14 protein-coding genes are annotated in these 15,806 nt (G+C 59.1%); 10 read left to right on the top strand and 4 right to left on the bottom strand.

All coding sequences use genetic code 11. The annotated features are described in order from the left end of the window. The first annotated feature begins 40 nt into the window (after positions 1 to 40). The 6 genes from J0663_RS27260 to aspA all read left to right on the top strand — a co-directional run bounded on the left by J0663_RS27260 (position 41) and on the right by aspA (position 6,870). Positions 41 to 862, top strand: coding sequence for a bifunctional allantoicase/(S)-ureidoglycine aminohydrolase (locus tag J0663_RS27260; protein WP_207245902.1), 822 nt, complete (start codon positions 41 to 43; stop codon positions 860 to 862). Positions 863 to 958: 96 nt separating this feature from the next. Then, entirely contained in the window at positions 959 to 1,678 is a 720-nt protein-coding gene (locus J0663_RS27255) for a FadR/GntR family transcriptional regulator (RefSeq protein WP_207245901.1), read from the top strand. Positions 1,679 to 1,729: 51 nt separating this feature from the next. After that, positions 1,730 to 2,437, top strand: a complete 708-nt coding sequence (locus J0663_RS27250; RefSeq protein WP_207245900.1) for a FadR/GntR family transcriptional regulator — start codon at positions 1,730 to 1,732, stop codon at positions 2,435 to 2,437. 266 nt (positions 2,438 to 2,703) lie between these two features. Then, on the top strand, positions 2,704 to 4,173 hold the full coding sequence (locus J0663_RS27245; protein ID WP_207245899.1) for an amino acid permease: 1,470 nt from the start codon (positions 2,704 to 2,706) through the stop codon (positions 4,171 to 4,173). Positions 4,174 to 4,238: 65 nt separating this feature from the next. Then, complete coding sequence (locus tag J0663_RS27240; RefSeq protein WP_207245898.1) at positions 4,239 to 5,342, top strand: asparaginase; 1,104 nt, start codon at positions 4,239 to 4,241, stop codon at positions 5,340 to 5,342. Between the two features lie 100 nt (positions 5,343 to 5,442). Further along, positions 5,443 to 6,870 (top strand): aspartate ammonia-lyase, encoded by a 1,428-nt coding sequence (gene aspA / locus J0663_RS27235; protein WP_207245897.1) that lies wholly within the window; start codon positions 5,443 to 5,445, stop codon positions 6,868 to 6,870. Between the two features lie 116 nt (positions 6,871 to 6,986). Here aspA and J0663_RS27230 read toward each other — a convergent pair whose 3' ends face one another. Further along, positions 6,987 to 7,916 carry a TauD/TfdA dioxygenase family protein gene (locus tag J0663_RS27230; RefSeq protein ID WP_207245896.1) on the bottom strand — a complete coding sequence of 310 codons (930 nt, stop codon included), beginning with the start codon at positions 7,914 to 7,916 and terminating at the stop codon, positions 6,987 to 6,989. A gap of 303 nt (positions 7,917 to 8,219) precedes the next feature. Between J0663_RS27230 and J0663_RS27225 the strand changes: the two genes are divergently transcribed. Then, a complete protein-coding gene (locus J0663_RS27225) occupies positions 8,220 to 8,630 on the top strand; it encodes a carboxymuconolactone decarboxylase family protein (RefSeq protein ID WP_207245895.1) in 411 nt (136 codons plus the stop codon). Between the two features lie 163 nt (positions 8,631 to 8,793). On the opposite strand, the gene J0663_RS27220 is transcribed toward J0663_RS27225, so the two are convergent. Next, the gene (locus tag J0663_RS27220; protein ID WP_207245894.1) at positions 8,794 to 9,936 is read right to left on the bottom strand and encodes a helix-turn-helix domain-containing protein; all 1,143 of its coding nucleotides are present in this window, start codon (positions 9,934 to 9,936) and stop codon (positions 8,794 to 8,796) included. Between the two features lie 645 nt (positions 9,937 to 10,581). Between J0663_RS27220 and J0663_RS27215 the strand changes: the two genes are divergently transcribed. The 3 genes from J0663_RS27215 to J0663_RS27205 all read left to right on the top strand — a co-directional run bounded on the left by J0663_RS27215 (position 10,582) and on the right by J0663_RS27205 (position 14,400). After that, positions 10,582 to 10,782: a hypothetical protein gene (locus J0663_RS27215; protein WP_207245893.1), complete on the top strand. Its 201-nt coding sequence runs from the start codon at positions 10,582 to 10,584 to the stop codon at positions 10,780 to 10,782. 409 nt (positions 10,783 to 11,191) lie between these two features. After that, positions 11,192 to 12,424 (top strand): HlyD family secretion protein, encoded by a 1,233-nt coding sequence (locus J0663_RS27210; RefSeq protein WP_207245892.1) that lies wholly within the window; start codon positions 11,192 to 11,194, stop codon positions 12,422 to 12,424. Then, complete coding sequence (locus J0663_RS27205; protein ID WP_207245891.1) at positions 12,406 to 14,400, top strand: glycosyltransferase; 1,995 nt, start codon at positions 12,406 to 12,408, stop codon at positions 14,398 to 14,400. Before J0663_RS27210 ends, J0663_RS27205 begins: the two co-directional genes overlap by 19 nt. A gap of 79 nt (positions 14,401 to 14,479) precedes the next feature. Here the strand turns inward: J0663_RS27205 and J0663_RS27200 are convergent, their stop codons facing one another. After that, positions 14,480 to 14,698 carry a hypothetical protein gene (locus J0663_RS27200; protein WP_207245890.1) on the bottom strand — a complete coding sequence of 73 codons (219 nt, stop codon included), beginning with the start codon at positions 14,696 to 14,698 and terminating at the stop codon, positions 14,480 to 14,482. A gap of 272 nt (positions 14,699 to 14,970) precedes the next feature. Then, on the bottom strand, positions 14,971 to 15,780 hold the full coding sequence (locus J0663_RS27195) for a pirin family protein (protein WP_207245889.1): 810 nt from the start codon (positions 15,778 to 15,780) through the stop codon (positions 14,971 to 14,973). Positions 15,781 to 15,806: the final 26 nt, after the last annotated feature.

Genomic DNA, 15,806 nt, shown 5'->3' with positions numbered 1-15,806 from the left:
TAAAGCAAACGCAGAAACAAATGCTTGGAAGTCCGGACCGATGAACAAGACAGAATATTATTCGAAGCTCGGCGGTTTGCCGCCGCAGACCCAGCTGCTTTCCAGCAAGGCCGTTTTCACCACGGCCTACGCGGTCATTCCCCGCGGCGTCATGAGCGATATCGTCAGCAGTGTCCTTCCGCATTGGACGGGAACACGGGCATGGGTTCTCTCTCGTCCGCTCTCCGGCTTCTCCGAAACTTTTTCGCAATATGTGATGGAGGTTCAGCCGGGCGGCGGAAGCGACCGGCCGGAGCCCGACAAGCGGGCCGAAGCGGTGCTCTTCGTCGTCGAAGGCGGCATGACGGTGGAGCTCGACGGCGTCAGCCACGCGCTGCGCGCCGGTTCCTTTGTCTATATTCCGGCCGGCTCGGGCTGGCGCCTCAAGAACGACGGTTCGAGTGCTGTGATCTTCCACTGGATCAGAAAGGCGTTTCAGGAGGTCGAGGGGCTGGAGCCGCCGCCGGCGATCGTCACGCATGAGGATGATCATCCCATCCGGCCCATGCCCGACACCGATGGCCGCTGGGGTACGACCCGCTTCATCGATCCGGCTGACGTGCGCTACGACATGCACGTCAATATCGTGACCCTGGAGCCGGGCGCGGTGATCCCCTTCATGGAAACCCATGTCATGGAACACGGTCTCTATGTGTTGGAAGGCAGAGCGGTCTATCGCCTGAACGAGGACTGGGTCGAGGTCGAGGCGGGCGATTTCATGTGGCTACGCGCCTTCTGCCCGCAGGCATGTTACGCCGGCGGCCCCGGCCGGTTCCGCTATCTGCTTTACAAGGACGTCAACCGCCACATGAAACTCTGGTAGGCCGCCTTTACCAAAGATGCGGAAGGCGGCCGGCGCCGTCGCGACCAGCCTGTTCGGTTGCTTGACAGCTCTATCGATTGTACGCATCGTCCTTCGATGCGGGATATGGATTCATGGCTATCGGACAGGAAAGAAATCGGCCGAAGAAACGCCGCCGAAGCGGTCTTCGAAGATATCCGCACGGCCATTGTGGATCGGAAGCTGGCTCTCGGCACCCGCCTTCCCTCGGAGCTGCAACTGGCCGAAGGTTACGGCATCAGCCGTGCGATCGTGCGTGAAGCGCTTCGCTCGCTGCAGACGCTGGGCTTCACGCAAACCAGAACCGGCCGGGGCACCTACGTCGTCTCGGAGAGCCCGGCGCGGCAGCTCGGCGAAGGTGCCTATTCCGCCCGCGACCTGATGGAAGCGCGGCCCTGCATCGAAATCCCGGCTGCCGGTTGGGCGGCATCGCGCCGTTCGGGCGAACAGCTGGCCGTCCTGACATCCTTGTGCGATCGGATGGAGGAGGAAGAGGATGTCCAGAAATGGGTGCGGATGGACGCCGAGTTCCACGGAGAAATCGCGCAGGCCTCGGGCAACGCGATCTTCAGGAAAGTCGTTGCCGATGTTCGCGGCGCGCTTTCGACGCAATCCGAACTCGTGGAGCATGTTCGCGGGCGCCGCAAAGCGTCCAATGCGGAGCACCGCCGCATTCTGGAGGCCATTGCCGCGGGCAGGGAGGGGGAGGCGCGTGCAGCCATGGCGGAGCACCTGCTGGAGGTGAAGCGGTCCATCATCGGCATTGCCGATGAAAGACGAACTGCGCTGAAGGTGTGATTTCAGATCTGCGCCCGAATGTCCGGATGCGCGGCGATCGAAAGCAAAGCGATGAACGATCTGGAAAGCTGGCTTTCCGACCCTGCGGTTATCAGTCGAAAAAGCGCCTCGGAACTGGTCTTCGAGGAGCTGCGCAATCTCATTCTCTCCGGCCGGTTTGCTGCCGGTTCGAAGCTTCCGTCGGAAGCCAAGCTGGCAGGAAAATATGGGGTGAGCCGCCCGATCGTGCGGGAAGCGCTGCGCTCGCTGCAGATTCTGGGGCTGACGGAGACGCGGACCGGGAGCGGAACATATGTGCTCGCCGGGGCCGGCGACGGCGATATCAGCTACGGCGATTATTCGGCGCGGGATCTGATGGAAGCGCGGCCCTACGTCGAGGTGTCCGCCGCCGGCTGGGCAGCTCTGCGGCGAACCGACGACGAACTGTCCCGGCTGCTCAGACTTTGCGACCGGATGGAGCAGGAAGAGAATACCGAGGCCTGGGTGCGGCTTGATTCGGATTTTCACGGGCTGATCGCTGAGGCGTCCAAGAACGCGGTGTTCCGCGATATCGTCGACGACGTCCGCGAGGCGATGGCCCAGCAGTCCGGGCTGCTGACCGCCCTGGGGCCGCGGCGTCAGGAGTCCAACGGAGAACACCGAGCGATCGTCGACGCCATCCGAAAAGGCTCGGATGTCGAGGCTCAGGCGGCGATGGAACTTCATCTGAAAAAGGTCGAGGCGGCGGTCAGTCGCATCATCGGCGCCGAGCCGCGTTAGAGCATTTCCGCTTTTCTTCGAATCACGGAAATGCTCTATCTCTTTGTTTTCACGCAATTCTGGACGCAAAACCGTTACACGCTTTTGCTGGAATTGCTCTAGATCAGCGCCATACTTTCCCGGAATCCATCGATTGAAAAATCCTTGACTGCACGGCATTTTTCCATTTAATTGCCAACCTGTCAGACCGCATAGCAGATTAACATCTTTTACGGAAAGCTGCGCGGCGGCGGCCGGGAGCCGCCGACCGTGGATAGGGAGGAGAAATGACAGTGATGGAATCCAGCAGAACCGAGGCCGACGGCCAGATTTATGCCGAGGAGGACCTCGGCTACAAAAAGGCGCTGAAGCCGCGGCAGATCCAGATGATCGCCATCGGCGGAGCAATCGGCACCGGCCTGTTCCTTGGCGCGGGCGGGCGGCTTGCCGCGGCCGGTCCGGCGCTGGTGCTGGTTTATGCCTTGTGCGGCTTCTTTGCATTTCTCGTTCTGCGGGCGCTGGGCGAGCTCATCGTGCATCGCCCGACGTCCGGCTCGTTCGTCTCCTATGCCCGTGAATTCTACGGCGAAAAGCTCGCCTTCGCGGTCGGCTGGCTCTATTGGCTGACCTGGGCGATGACGGCGGTTGCCGACGTCACCGCTGTCGCCCTCTACATGAATTTCTTCAAGGCCTATGTCCCGTGGATCGCCATGATCGATCAGTGGGTCTTTGCGTTGGCGGCGCTGGTTCTCGTCCTCGCCATGAACCTTCTGTCGGTGAAGGTCTTCGGCGAATTGGAATTCTGGTTCAGTCTCGTCAAGGTTCTCGCCCTGATCGTCTTCCTGGTCGTCGGGATTTATTTCGTCGTCACCGGAACGCCGATCGACGGCCACGTTCCGGGCCTGAATACGATCGTCGATTTCGGCGGCATGTTCCCGAATGGAATCCTGCCGGCGCTGGTCGTGATCCAGGGCGTGGTTTTCGCCTATGCCTCGATCGAGCTGATCGGCACTGCCGCAGGCGAAACCGAAAATGCGCGCAAGGTCATGCCGCGCGCGATCCGGACAGTCGTGCTGCGCCTGGTGGTCTTTTATGTCGGCTCGGTTCTGCTGCTGTCGCTGTTGCTGCCCTATACGGCCTATAAGGGCGGCGAAAGCCCGTTCGTGACCTTCTTCGGCAAGATCGGCGTTGAGGGCGCCGACGTCGTCATGAATCTCGTTGTGCTGACCGCGGTCCTGTCGTCCCTCAATGCGGGTCTCTATTCGACCGGCCGTATCCTGCATTCCATGGCGATCTCCGGCTCGGCGCCGGCCGCCCTGGCGAAAATGAACAGATCCGGCGTGCCCTATGGCGGCATCGCGGTGACGGCTGTCGTGACCGCCTTCGGCGTCGTACTGAACGCCGTCGTGCCGGCAGAGGCTTTCGAGATCGGGCTGAATGTCGCCGCGCTTGGGATCATTGCGGCGTGGGGCGTCATCGTCCTGTGCCAGCTCAAGCTGTGGCACCTGTCGCGTCAGGGCAAGCTTGCACGGCCTGAATTCCGGATGTTCGGCGCGCCCTATACCGGCCTGCTGACGCTCGGGTTCCTGGCAGTCGTCGTGATCCTGATGGCCCTCGATTATCCCGTCGGCACCTACACGGTCGCGTCTCTGCTGCTGATCATTCCGGCGCTGGTGGTCGGCTGGCTTCTCATGCGTGAGCGCATCCACATGATAGCGGCCGAACAAGGCGACGATCGCGACTTCGATCTGGCCTGACCCGCGCGATAGAGGCTTGCCCCGGGGCCGAAAGCCGCCGGGGCAGCGCATCAATGGAGAGAGAAATGATCCCGAGTGAGGATTACGTCGTCACCTATCGTGGCGGCATCGTCGAGAACCGTCACCGCGTCCACGCGGCGGTCGTCGATGCGGAAGGCAGGCTGCTGTACGCGCTGGGAAACCCAATGCGCCAGACGCTTGCCCGGTCTGCCGCCAAGCCGGCCCAGGCGCTTGCCATCCTGGAGACGAATGGGGTCGAGCGCTACGGTTTCGATGATGCGGATCTCGCGCTGATGTGCGCGTCCCACAGCAGCGAAGAGCGCCATATCGCGCGGACTCGGACCATGCTGTCGAAAATAGAGGCCGAGGAGGCCGATCTTCGCTGCGGCGGCCATCCTTCCTTGTCGGAAACGGTGAACCGCTCCTGGATCAAGCAGGACTATACGCCGACCGCGGTTTGCAGCAACTGTTCGGGAAAGCATGTCGGAATGATCGCCGGCGCCCGGGCCATCGGAACGGGCGTGGAAGGATACCACCTGCCGGATCATCCGATGCAGGTGCTGGTGAAGCGCACGGTTGCCGAGCTCTGCGATCTGGAATCGCAGGATGTCGAATGGGGGATCGACGGATGCAATCTCCCGACGCCCGCTTTTCCTCTGGATCGGCTGGCGCGCATCTATGCCAAGCTTGCTTCGGCAGCAGATGGAGTCGACGGGGGTGAAGAGTCGTCGCCGCGTGACGTAGCGCTCGCTCGCATTTTCCAGGCGATGGCCCGCCACCCCGAAATGGTCGCGGGTGAGGGGCGCTACTGCACGGTGCTCATGCGGGCATTCGACGGCGCGCTGATCGGCAAGCTCGGCGCCGATGCCAGCTATGCAATCGGTGTGCGCGCCTCGCATGACACCAGGCGATTGGGAGCGGATGGGGCGCTCGGCATTTCGGTCAAGGTCGAGGACGGCAACATCGAAATCCTCTACGCGGTTGTGACGGAAATCCTCGAGCAGCTCGGCATCGGTTCGCCGGAACTCCGCGGAGAGCTTGCAACGTTCCATCATCCCAAGCGCGTGAACACCATGGGTGTCTCGACCGGCGGCGTGTCCTTTCCGTTCCAGCTGCGCGGATCCGAGCCGGAGGGGGAGCGTACCTGTCCTGCGGCTTTGGTACAATGACGCTTGACGACGCGGCAATCTGCCGCGTCTGAACCGATCATCTTTTCCGGCCTGCCACCGCAGTTCAGGTCCGCAGCGCCGCTTTCTCGAAAGTTCAGCCATGACTATCTCCGATATTGCGAAAATCCGCGTCGAGCATGACCTGATCGGCGATCGCGACGTGCCGGCCTCGGCCTATTACGGCGTGCATACGCTGCGTGCGGTCGAGAATTTTCCGATCACCGGTCAGACCCTGCGGGAATCGCCCGACCTGATCGCGTCGCTCGCTGCGATCAAGCAGGCGGCGGCGCAGGCCAATGCAAGCCTCGGCCTTCTGGATCGGGCAAGAGCCGACGCCATCATCGCCGCCTGTGTCGAAATCCGCGACGGCGCGCTGCACGACCACTTCGTCGTCGATCTGATTCAGGGCGGCGCCGGCACCTCGACCAACATGAACGCCAACGAAGTGATTGCCAACCGGGCGCTTGAAATCCTGGGATACGGGCGAGGCGATTATCAGCACCTGCATCCGAACGAGCATGTCAATCTCTCGCAATCCACCAACGACGTCTATCCGACGGCCCTGAAGCTCGCCGCGTGGATCGGCGTCCACCGTCTGGTCGACGCCATGGCGGTTCTGCGCCGGTCGTTCGAGGCCAAGGCGATCGAGTTTGCCGACGTCCTCAAGATGGGCCGCACCCAGTTGCAGGACGCCGTGCCGATGACGCTGGGGCAGGAATTCGGCACCTATGCGCTGATGCTCGCGGAGGACGAGGCGCGGCTCTTAGAAGCCGTCTCGCTGATCCGCGAGATCAACTTGGGCGCCACGGCGATCGGCACCGGCATCACGGCCCACCCCCAATATGCAGCGCTGGTGCGCGAGCGCCTGTCGGAAATCGTCGGCGTCGATCTGGTGACATCGCCTGATCTGGTGGAGGCGACGCAGGATTGCGGATCTTTCGTGCAGCTTTCGGGCGTCCTCAAGCGCGTCGCGGTCAAGCTGTCCAAAACCTGCAACGACCTGCGGCTTCTGTCTTCGGGGCCGCGCGCCGGACTGAACGAGATCAACCTGCCTGCCCGCCAGGCCGGCTCGTCGATCATGCCGGGCAAGGTCAACCCGGTGATCCCTGAAGTCGTCAACCAAGTGGCTTTCGAGGTGATCGGCAATGACGTGACGATCACCATGGCGGCCGAGGCGGGCCAGCTTCAGCTGAACGCCTTTGAGCCGGTGATCTTCTACAGCCTCTATCGCAGCCTGAGCCACCTGACCAATGCCTGCCTGACGCTCGAGGCGAATTGCATTCAAGGCATCACCGCCAACCGCGAGCGGCTGCGGCAGACCGTCGAGCAATCGATCGGCATCGTGACGGCGTTGAATCCCTATATCGGCTATCGCAACGCTACGGAGGTTGCGCTGGAAGCGCATCATTCGGGGCGGGGAGTCTATGAAATCCTTCTCGAACGCGGCCTGATGCAGAAGGAGCATCTCGATGCGATCCTGCGCCCGGAAACCCTGACCCGGCCGAGCGAAAAGCTTTCCTTCTCATAAGGCATGCGGCTCATTTGCCCGCACCAGGCGCTTCCGCAATCCGCTCCGCTAGGACGTCAACGGGTACATGAGGCTCTGCCAGCTTCATGTACCCGGCAACACTCATCTATTCGCAATCACGCCGCCTTTGCCTGCGGCTTGGCAGCCTTGACATGGGTTATGCTGCGGCGGCCGTCGATGCTGACCGGAACATCGCCGTCTACCGTGGCGCGGCGCACGACGCGGTGCTGGTCGCCATAATCGTTGACGGCATAGTGCTGGGTGGCGCGATTGTCCCAGATCGCGACGTCGCCGGCTCTCCAGCGCCAGCGCACGGTATTTTCCGGAGCGGTGACGTAGGACTGGAACACCTCGTAGAGTTTCGCGGAATCGCTCTTTGACAGGCCGACAAGGCGCTGGACGAAGTTGCCGAGCAGCAGCGATCTTTCGCCGGTTTCCGGATGGACACGCACGACCGGATGCTCGGTCTCGTAGATCGTCGACGTGAAAACTTCCTCGAAATGCTTCTTCTCTTCGGCGGTGGCGCGAGGGCGCACAGCGGCATAATCATAGGCATTGCTGTGAATGGCCCATAGATTGTCCGCCAGCAATTTGAGCGACGCCGGCAGACTTTCGTAAGCGGCATGAGTGTTGGACCAGATCGTGTCACCGCCGGCCGGCGGAATGACGACGCCGCGAAGGACGGAGAATTTGGGATAGGCATCGACGAAGGTGACGTCGGTGTGCCACTGGTCCGCTCTGCCGCCGCCGCGGCTGGAATCGAGATTGAGGATGGACGCCGTGCCGGCGACCGGCCCCTGGGTTGGATGAGGCACGAGATCGCCGAGCCGACGTGCGAAGGCTTCCTGCTCGGAATCGTCCAGATGTCCCTGATCGCGGAAGAAGATGACCTTGTGTTTCAGAAGAAGCTGGTTGATTGCTGCCACCGTTGCATCCGAAAGATCACCGCCAAGGCGGATGCCTTTGAGTTCGGCTCCGACACGGCCGGTCAGCGGTACGACATCGGACTCGGGAATGATCTGATTGACGAGAACCGGATTGCTCATGGAAATCTCCTGTTGATATTGGAAGAAGTCGGCAGGTCGCCAGCGCCCAAAGAAAGGTTCATCGGACGTTCGAAATCTCATCGCTGAAAGTCGACAGGGCTTATGGAACCGTATAATCTATAAAATCTGTAGACAATAATTTCTAATTTTGCCTGTTTTCCTGAAACAGCTGTCTTCGATTTCCTCGCCGGGAGGGAGGCTGGCGGCCTTTGTCATTTCTTCGTATGTTCCGCCTCGCGGATGGGATCGCCGAGAAAAATCATGCTTTGAGGCCGTTGATCGGCGCTCGGAAAGGAACTTTCGATGGCAACAGTCAAGCTTCTGTCGGACCAAGAGGCCGCAGCCATTCCAGCCGTGCAAGCCGTGTTCGATGACATCAGAGCGACACGCAAGACCGATTTCATCAACAATTTCTGGCGTGCTCTTGCAAACGATCCGGCAAATCTCAAGCGGGTATGGGAGACGCTCAAATCGGTCATGACGGTCGAAGGCGGCGCCATCGATCCGCTAACGCGGGAGATGATCTACATAGCGGTGTCGACCGCTAATGCCTGCCAGTACTGCATTCAATCCCACACCGCAGCCGCCCGAGCCCGCGGCATGACCGATGCCCAACATGGCGAACTGCTAACGATTATCGGGCTCGCTGCGCAGACAAATCATCTCGCTCTCGCCATGCAGGTTCCATCCGATCCGGAATTCGAGGTACCTTAGGAAATATGCAGGAGGCATTGCAACTTCAGCAGGCCAAAAATCAACGGCAGATTGTGGTTGTGGCGTAATCTGTGTTATGGAACCTGAAAATGTCAAGCAACGCCGCTGCCTAATTTTTTGAAAAATATCCAGTAATAGCAATAGCTTTTGATGCTTTCCGACATTAGCGTGCGAACGTCAGCCAATCGCCGATGGTTGTTCCAAAACGTCGCATCGAGCGTGGTGCGGGGATGGCCGGGCGCTCAGTGGCTGTTGTCTTTCGGACTTCGCGCGGGCTGAGCCCGAATTCATGGCTGAACGCGCGTGTGAAATTGGCTGCAACGTCGAAGCCGGCGGCCTCGGCAATCTCCGAGATCGGCCTGTTGTCGGCCGGGTTCGTAAGATCCGCATATGCCTGCAGCAATCGATGCTTGCGAATGTAATTGAAGACGCCCCCGCTCGTTTCGAACAATTGGTAGAGTCGCGTCCGTGAGATGCCCAGCGCACGGCACATGACGTCAGGCGTCAAGCTATCTGAATGAAGATTGAGGTGAATATAGCGATGCGCCCGCTCCATAAGCCCCGTATTGGTCTGTTCCTGACCGCGATCCAAACTTGTGGATGATGCAGCGCATGCAACGACCATATCGCCGATCGTCCGTATGATCCGCGGCACCTCCTCCAGTGTCAGATTGCCCAGGTTCGCTTCCAGGCCGTTGATATAGCTAACGAGCAATTCAGCCAGGCTACCGGAGAAGACGATGTTGTTGGCGTTCTGCAGAAGACTCGCATCACGGGTCAACAGTTCATAGGGCAAGAAGACGAGCACCGCGACTGAATCGGTCATCCGCCCGCGGTAGGGATAGCCGAGCGACCTGAAAAATATCTCACCCGGGCCGGTCTCAGTTACATGCCGATTGGCCTCGGTCCAGGCACGGCCGCTGCGCAGTACGCCGACGTTCCAGTGATCGATTGGGCTCGATCGCAGCATGGCCTGATCGCGAATATAGCTGCATGCCTGCGCGCGCTGCTGAACGATGAGGATATCGCCAAGCTGCCAGCCGGTCTGTTCCGCAAGAAAACCGTCGCCTTCTGATTTTCCGTCGGGCAAATGAACATCCACAAGCGGGGCCATATGTGATCGCCAGGACTGGAACTGTTCTTGCGGTGGCAGGTCGTGCGTCGAAAATCGCAAGGGCACCAGTGCCGGTGCAACGTCCACCCGGTGTTCCTTCTGTGGGGACGGTTCGCGCGGCCAGCGCCGCCGCTCCAGATGGGCCGGCCATTGCCGTCCCTCAGGGGGGTCATCTCCAGACTCCGTAACCATCCAATTCCTCCAGCGCATAAGCCGATCCAGGCTGTTGAAACTGAAGCAAACATTCGTTTCGCGGCTGAACCGAAAGCCATCCGACAAAGCGGAATTGGCTAAAGCTTTACGTGCATAAGCTACCTATCATATTCCCTGGCGAGCAGAAATGGACGGACCGATAATTTTCTGGATGCGGCGATAACGACAATTGCGTCCTATTCATATATCTAAATAAGCAATGGTTCATTCCGAAGGACGTTCGGATATTCCAAGAATATGCAACTGCCGGTGCAGTGTAGTGTCAAAGCACCGTCAACGTAAGACGACACTTATTCAAAACAAAATATGCAAATATAGGAGGATAGGTCGTGAACTATCGGAGAAGAATTCGTGCGCGCTTTGCACAGGCGCGGATCGCAACAGAGCTTATTCTGCGCGCAATCCTTGGGCGTCAGGAAAATTTCTTACCGCTCGCTGTGAGAATTCATACGAGACGCTCCTGAGGCCGGACATCGGCAAATAATGGCGCGCAAGGGGTTGCGCGCAGCCGAGGCCATCGGTGTCGATGCGTAATGACCGAGGCCTGCACGCAACCCCTAACACATCCACCCAATGTCGAACTTCTTTGACGCTGCCCTTTCATATGGCAGAACGGAGGCTAAGATGACTACCGCATGTGATGAGAACCATATCGAATTGACGCCGATTTCGAGCTGCAGACGAGAAGTCGAAATCGCAATGGTGGAAATGCTCGTCGATTTGCAGAAACGTGGATGGTCGGCTGCGGAATTGGCCTTGACGCTCGCAGATGCCTCCGAAGATCTCGTCATGCTGATCGCGACCAAAAAGCTTCGACCGCATTAGAGCAATTTGAGGAAAGTTGCCAATCGGTTTACCCCGGCAAAGCGCGAAGCGCTTTTGCCGGGAATTGCGTAAATACAAAGACTTAGAGCGGGCCTGCGCTTCCGCGGAAAACCTTAATGAGATGGCGGTATTCCTAGGCGCAGTGATTTCCATCAGCCCTATCCCGTCATCCCACCACGTCGTCGATGCGCCGGAGATGACTTGACCACATCGCCTGCACCGCATCGATCCTGTGCCACGCCTCCGTCGGCGGCATTTCATCCACAGCCGTATTGTTTCTGACGCAGGTACACGACCGTCACTTGCCTATAAATTTTCATGCGCTAAATTATGCAAGAATGAGTTGCATCCGTCCATGCCAGCCCGATGGGGACGGATGTCCGCAGAAGCGATACCTTCGGATGCCAAGATGATCTGGAACCATCGCATCACACGCATCGTTGTCGGCCTGCTTCTGCTGGCACTCGTGACCGTCATTTCATTGCCGACGATTACCGGCTTTACGAGCCTTGATGGCACGGTCAATGCGCGGTTTGCGGTCGTTAATGCCCCGATCGACGGCACGATTGCGGCAGAACCCCTCAAGGTCGGCAGCCCGGTCAAAGCGGGACAATCCCTGGCAGAAATCAGAAATACGCGCGTCAATCGCGCCATCCTCGCGTCGCTCGAGGCAGATCGAAATACGGCGCTCGACCGCGTTGCGGCACTTAAAAAGGAGCGGGAGGAACTTTCCGCGCTTCGCGAGGAATTGTCTGCCAGATTGGAAGTATACAGGCAGACCACCATTGCCAATCTCGAACGCGAAGTCGAAATCCTGCGGAAGAAAGTGGAAGTGTCGCAAGCTCAGGATCTGGTCGCGCAGGTCGATTTGAGCCGCCGGATGCAGCTCGAGTCAAAAGGCATTCTGACGCAGAAGCTGGTTGAGGCCGCGCGTGCCGCGGGCGCTGCGACCGGCGGCGAGGTGGAAATCAGCAATCTGACGGTCGATCAACTGCAACAAAGGCTCAATGCGGTCCGCCAGGGTATCTTTGTCTTCGGCGACGGACAGAATGACGTGCCTTATTCGCGACAGCGCGAAGACGAGGTCATCGTTCGCATCAACGACTTGAACTCACGCATAGCGGAAAATGAGACACGAGCGACCGAAGTTCAAAAGCAGCTGGTCAAAGAGGCCAATCGCGTCAGCAGCCTTGAATCCGCGACCGCAATAGCCCCGTTCGACGGCGTTGTTTGGACCAGGAGTATCGTCAATGGTTCAAACGTCGTGCTGAACGACGAGCTGATGCGCCTGCTCGACTGTCGGGAGCTGTTTGTGGATATCCTTGTTCCCGAGGTCAACTATGACGAGATCTATCCGGGACTTGTCGCGCAGGTGCGCTTGTTCGGCCGCAGCGATGTCTTCAAGGGCACGGTCATTTCTGCCAGAGGCAGTTCGGCTTCGGTCGAGTTCGATTCCTTTGCCGCCAGTTTGCCGCCGTCGACGACGCGCAATGCGCGCATTCGGGTTCGCCTTGATCCATCCTTCATGAACGACGACTTTGCGAACTCCTGCCAAGTGGGGCGCACAGTGCAGGTACGATTTTCCAAGCGCGGCATCGACGTGTCCAACTGGGTCAAAAACCTGTGGTTCAGTATCTTGTAGCGCTCGTTCCGACCTTTGTCGTTCTGGCCTTCTTTTTCCTGGGGCCATTCAATTGGTCGCGCCGTCGCACCTGGACACGGGCGGTGACCTGCGCCTTTGTCGCGGCAGTCGCATTGCGATACATGTTTTGGCGCTTGACGGAGACAGTGCTTCCCTATCCCAACGATGGTGCGAGTTTCTACTGGGTCTGGATGCTGTTCTTCGTCGAGATTCTGGCGTTCGTCGAGGTCATCCTTTTTCTGGTATTGATGAGCCGCTACGTCGACCGGAGCGCAGAAGCCGACAGGTTGGCTCGTGGTTTCTTTGCGCGCGACAAGCGCGAACTGCCGACGGTCGATGTTTTCATTCCAACCTACAACGAGCCGCTCGACGTGCTCGAGCGAACCATCATCGGCGCCCGGTCGCTGGATTATCCTCCCGACAAACTGAATGTGTATGTGCTTGACGATCAACGCCGGGATTGGCTGAAGGCCTATTGCGAAGAAAAGAACGTCATCCACGTCACGCGCGGCGATAACAGTCATGCCAAAGCTGGCAATATGAACAATGGGCTGAAGGTCAGCTCGGGCGAATTTATCGCGATCTTCGACGCCGATTTCGTTCCCTATCGGCATTTCCTTCGCCGAACGCTGCCCTTCTTTTCCGACGAAAGCATCGGCATCGTTCAGACGCCTCAACATTTCTTCAACGTCGATCCGGTGCAATCAAACCTGGGCCTGGAGAACATCTGGCCGGACGAGCAGCGCTTGTTCTTCGATGAGATCGCGCCCAGCCGAGACGCCTGGGACGTCAGTTTCTGCTGCGGGTCATGCTCGATTGCCCGCCGCAAGGCCGTCGACGCGATCGGCGGGTTTCCGACGGAGTCGATCACAGAAGACCTGCTGACAACTCTTTCGATGCTCAATAAAGGCTACAAGACCCGCTACCTGAACGAACGGCTATCGATGGGATTGGCCGCCGAAAACCTGACCGGTTATTTTGTGCAGCGCGAACGGTGGTGTCAGGGGGGTATTCAAACCCTTTACCTGTATAATGGCCCGCTGCGCGGCCCTGGATTGACGCTCTTTCAACGGATCATGTTCCTGCCAGCGTCCTGGCTGGTGCAGTACCTGGTCCGCTTCATGATATTGTTCGTCCCCATCGTCTATCTCTGGTTCGGCCTGCTCCCGCTCTATTTCACCGACATAGCCGATTATGTGTCTCATCAGGTGCCGCTGCTGGCGGCGTATTTTCTGCTTATGCTGTGGATCACGCCGACCCGCTATCTGCCCGTGGTATCAAGCGCAGTCGGGACCTTTGCGACATTCCGCATGTTGCCCACCGTCGTCTCCAGCCTGGTGAGACCATTTGGCAAGCCGTTCCGGGTGACGCCAAAGGGCAGTGGCAACGAGCTGAACCAGTTCGACCGCTACAGCTTTGCCTGGATCGCAAGCTTGATCGCGATCACCGTGCTTGGTCTGCTGGTCAACGTCGTACCGGAGACGTCGCATGTACAAGGCCAGTTTTCACCGGTTGCGGCCTGGTGGTCAGGTATCAATATCGTCGTCCTGCTCATCGCGTCACTCATCTGCTTTGAAAAGCCCCGGCGCCTGTTTCATGCGTTCAAGCTCGATGAACCCGCTGTAGTAGACGATGTCCCCGGCCAAGTCGTCAGTCTGGCACTGGACAAGGCCGTCGTTGCGGTCCCCACCACGGTTCGATTTCAATCCAAATCGGTCATGCTGAAACTCCCCGGCTTCGCCCCGTTCAAAGCGGAACTCGGACAGGTCACGCAACGACGAAAGAGCGTAAGTCGCAGCGGCGACAAGCAAGCCTATTACCTGCATTTGTATTTCGAACTCAGCGGCTCTGCCCGTGACCGCTTGATTGTAAAACTCTACACCGGTCAATATTCGCGGGACATTCGCGACATCGACAAGGTTGCCGTCTCTCTCAATCTGTTGTTGCGGTCTTTCGGGCGAACGCGCACGTTGTAGCCCGGCTCATAAGAACGCGTCCACCGGTCGATGGGCACCAGCCATCACCCGACCTCTCGGATGTCTCGAAAACGATGGGCTAGACAGTTCGTCCGAGGGTGGACAGCGCGTCCTGTAGTCTGAGCGCCGCCAGTGCTTCCGTTGCCTCGTCCGGAGACCATCCCGCTTCCAGCGCCGCTGACAGGACCAGCGATTCAGTTTGAAGTTCGAGCTTCTCATACAACGGCTCGATGGCCTCGCGGGCGGTGACAACGTGCTGATCCGGCGGAGTGATGGGCGTCGCAGCAACCGTAGGCATAATGCTCCTCCTTTTGAACGCTGAGGTTCGAAACCCAAGTGCAGACATTATTGTTCCGTTCACATCGCATTTTTTGCCTTATCACGGCTGACGGGAACTGTTCCGAAACTCCGGACGGTCGAAAAATCGCCATTTTCGGCGATTTTGGTCGCAGCGAAAAAACTTCGCTCGATGTGAACGAAAGCACAGGCTACCGCACAATTGCTAAAAGCGGAAGCGACTTGTGATAATCACTGTTCCGGCTGGATCGCAGCCGTCGAAAGAGGCGCGCTTTAGGAAGCACGCCGCCACAACCGAAATTTCCTCCATTTCAGAAACGCCCTGATGACGATGGCCGGCGGGATCTTCTTGTGGTCGCCGACGGTCCCCTGCCTGGCGACCGGTGCGTTCGCATCGAGAAGAAACGCGATCAACGCGCTTTGATCCTTGGCCTCGACGTCGAGCCTGTCATCCGGCAGCTGCAGTCCCTGCTCGCCTTCGATAAAGCTTTGCCCGGCGACGACAACCGAGCCGCTGAAGACACAAAAATAGAGATCCCTTTCTTGCTTCCGCGGGAATTCCACCCGCGCGCCCGCCTCCAGGCGAATGTCGAACATGTCTAGGGCGCTACGGACATAAAAAGGGGCGCCCTCGCCTTCCGGGCCGACGAGATGTCGCCAGACGTTCGCCGCGACCGCAGGGATCGGGCCGTATTGAATTATCGGCTCCAGATCGATCGCACGCGGGCGAATAAGAATCTGCAGCATGCGCAGAGGCGGATCTGTTGCGAGCGTCTCCTCGGAATGCCAGAAGCCGGTTCCGGCATTCATCACCATCAGATGGTCGCGGTCGATCAGCAGTCGGCCGGTGGCCCGGTCGTCGTGACGCATCACGCCTTCCGGCACCCAGGAGACGATCTCGTCGTTTCTGTGCTCGTGCATCGCGATCTGCCGGCCGGGGGCAAGAATGGATTCGACGACCATGGCAAGCGGGCCGTGGCCGTGGTCGCTTGGTTTCGGCTTTACCCATCCGGGCATATTGACGTGCGCGACGAAACCTCCCGCATCCCGCACCACGAATGTTCGTTCGCCTTTGAGCAGCATCGCATCCTCCATGCTTGCCAGGCCGT

It is taken from the genome of Rhizobium lentis, assembly GCF_017352135.1.
GTDB lineage: Bacteria > Pseudomonadota > Alphaproteobacteria > Rhizobiales > Rhizobiaceae > Rhizobium > Rhizobium lentis.
This window is presented reverse-complemented; position numbering and strand designations above follow the sequence as displayed.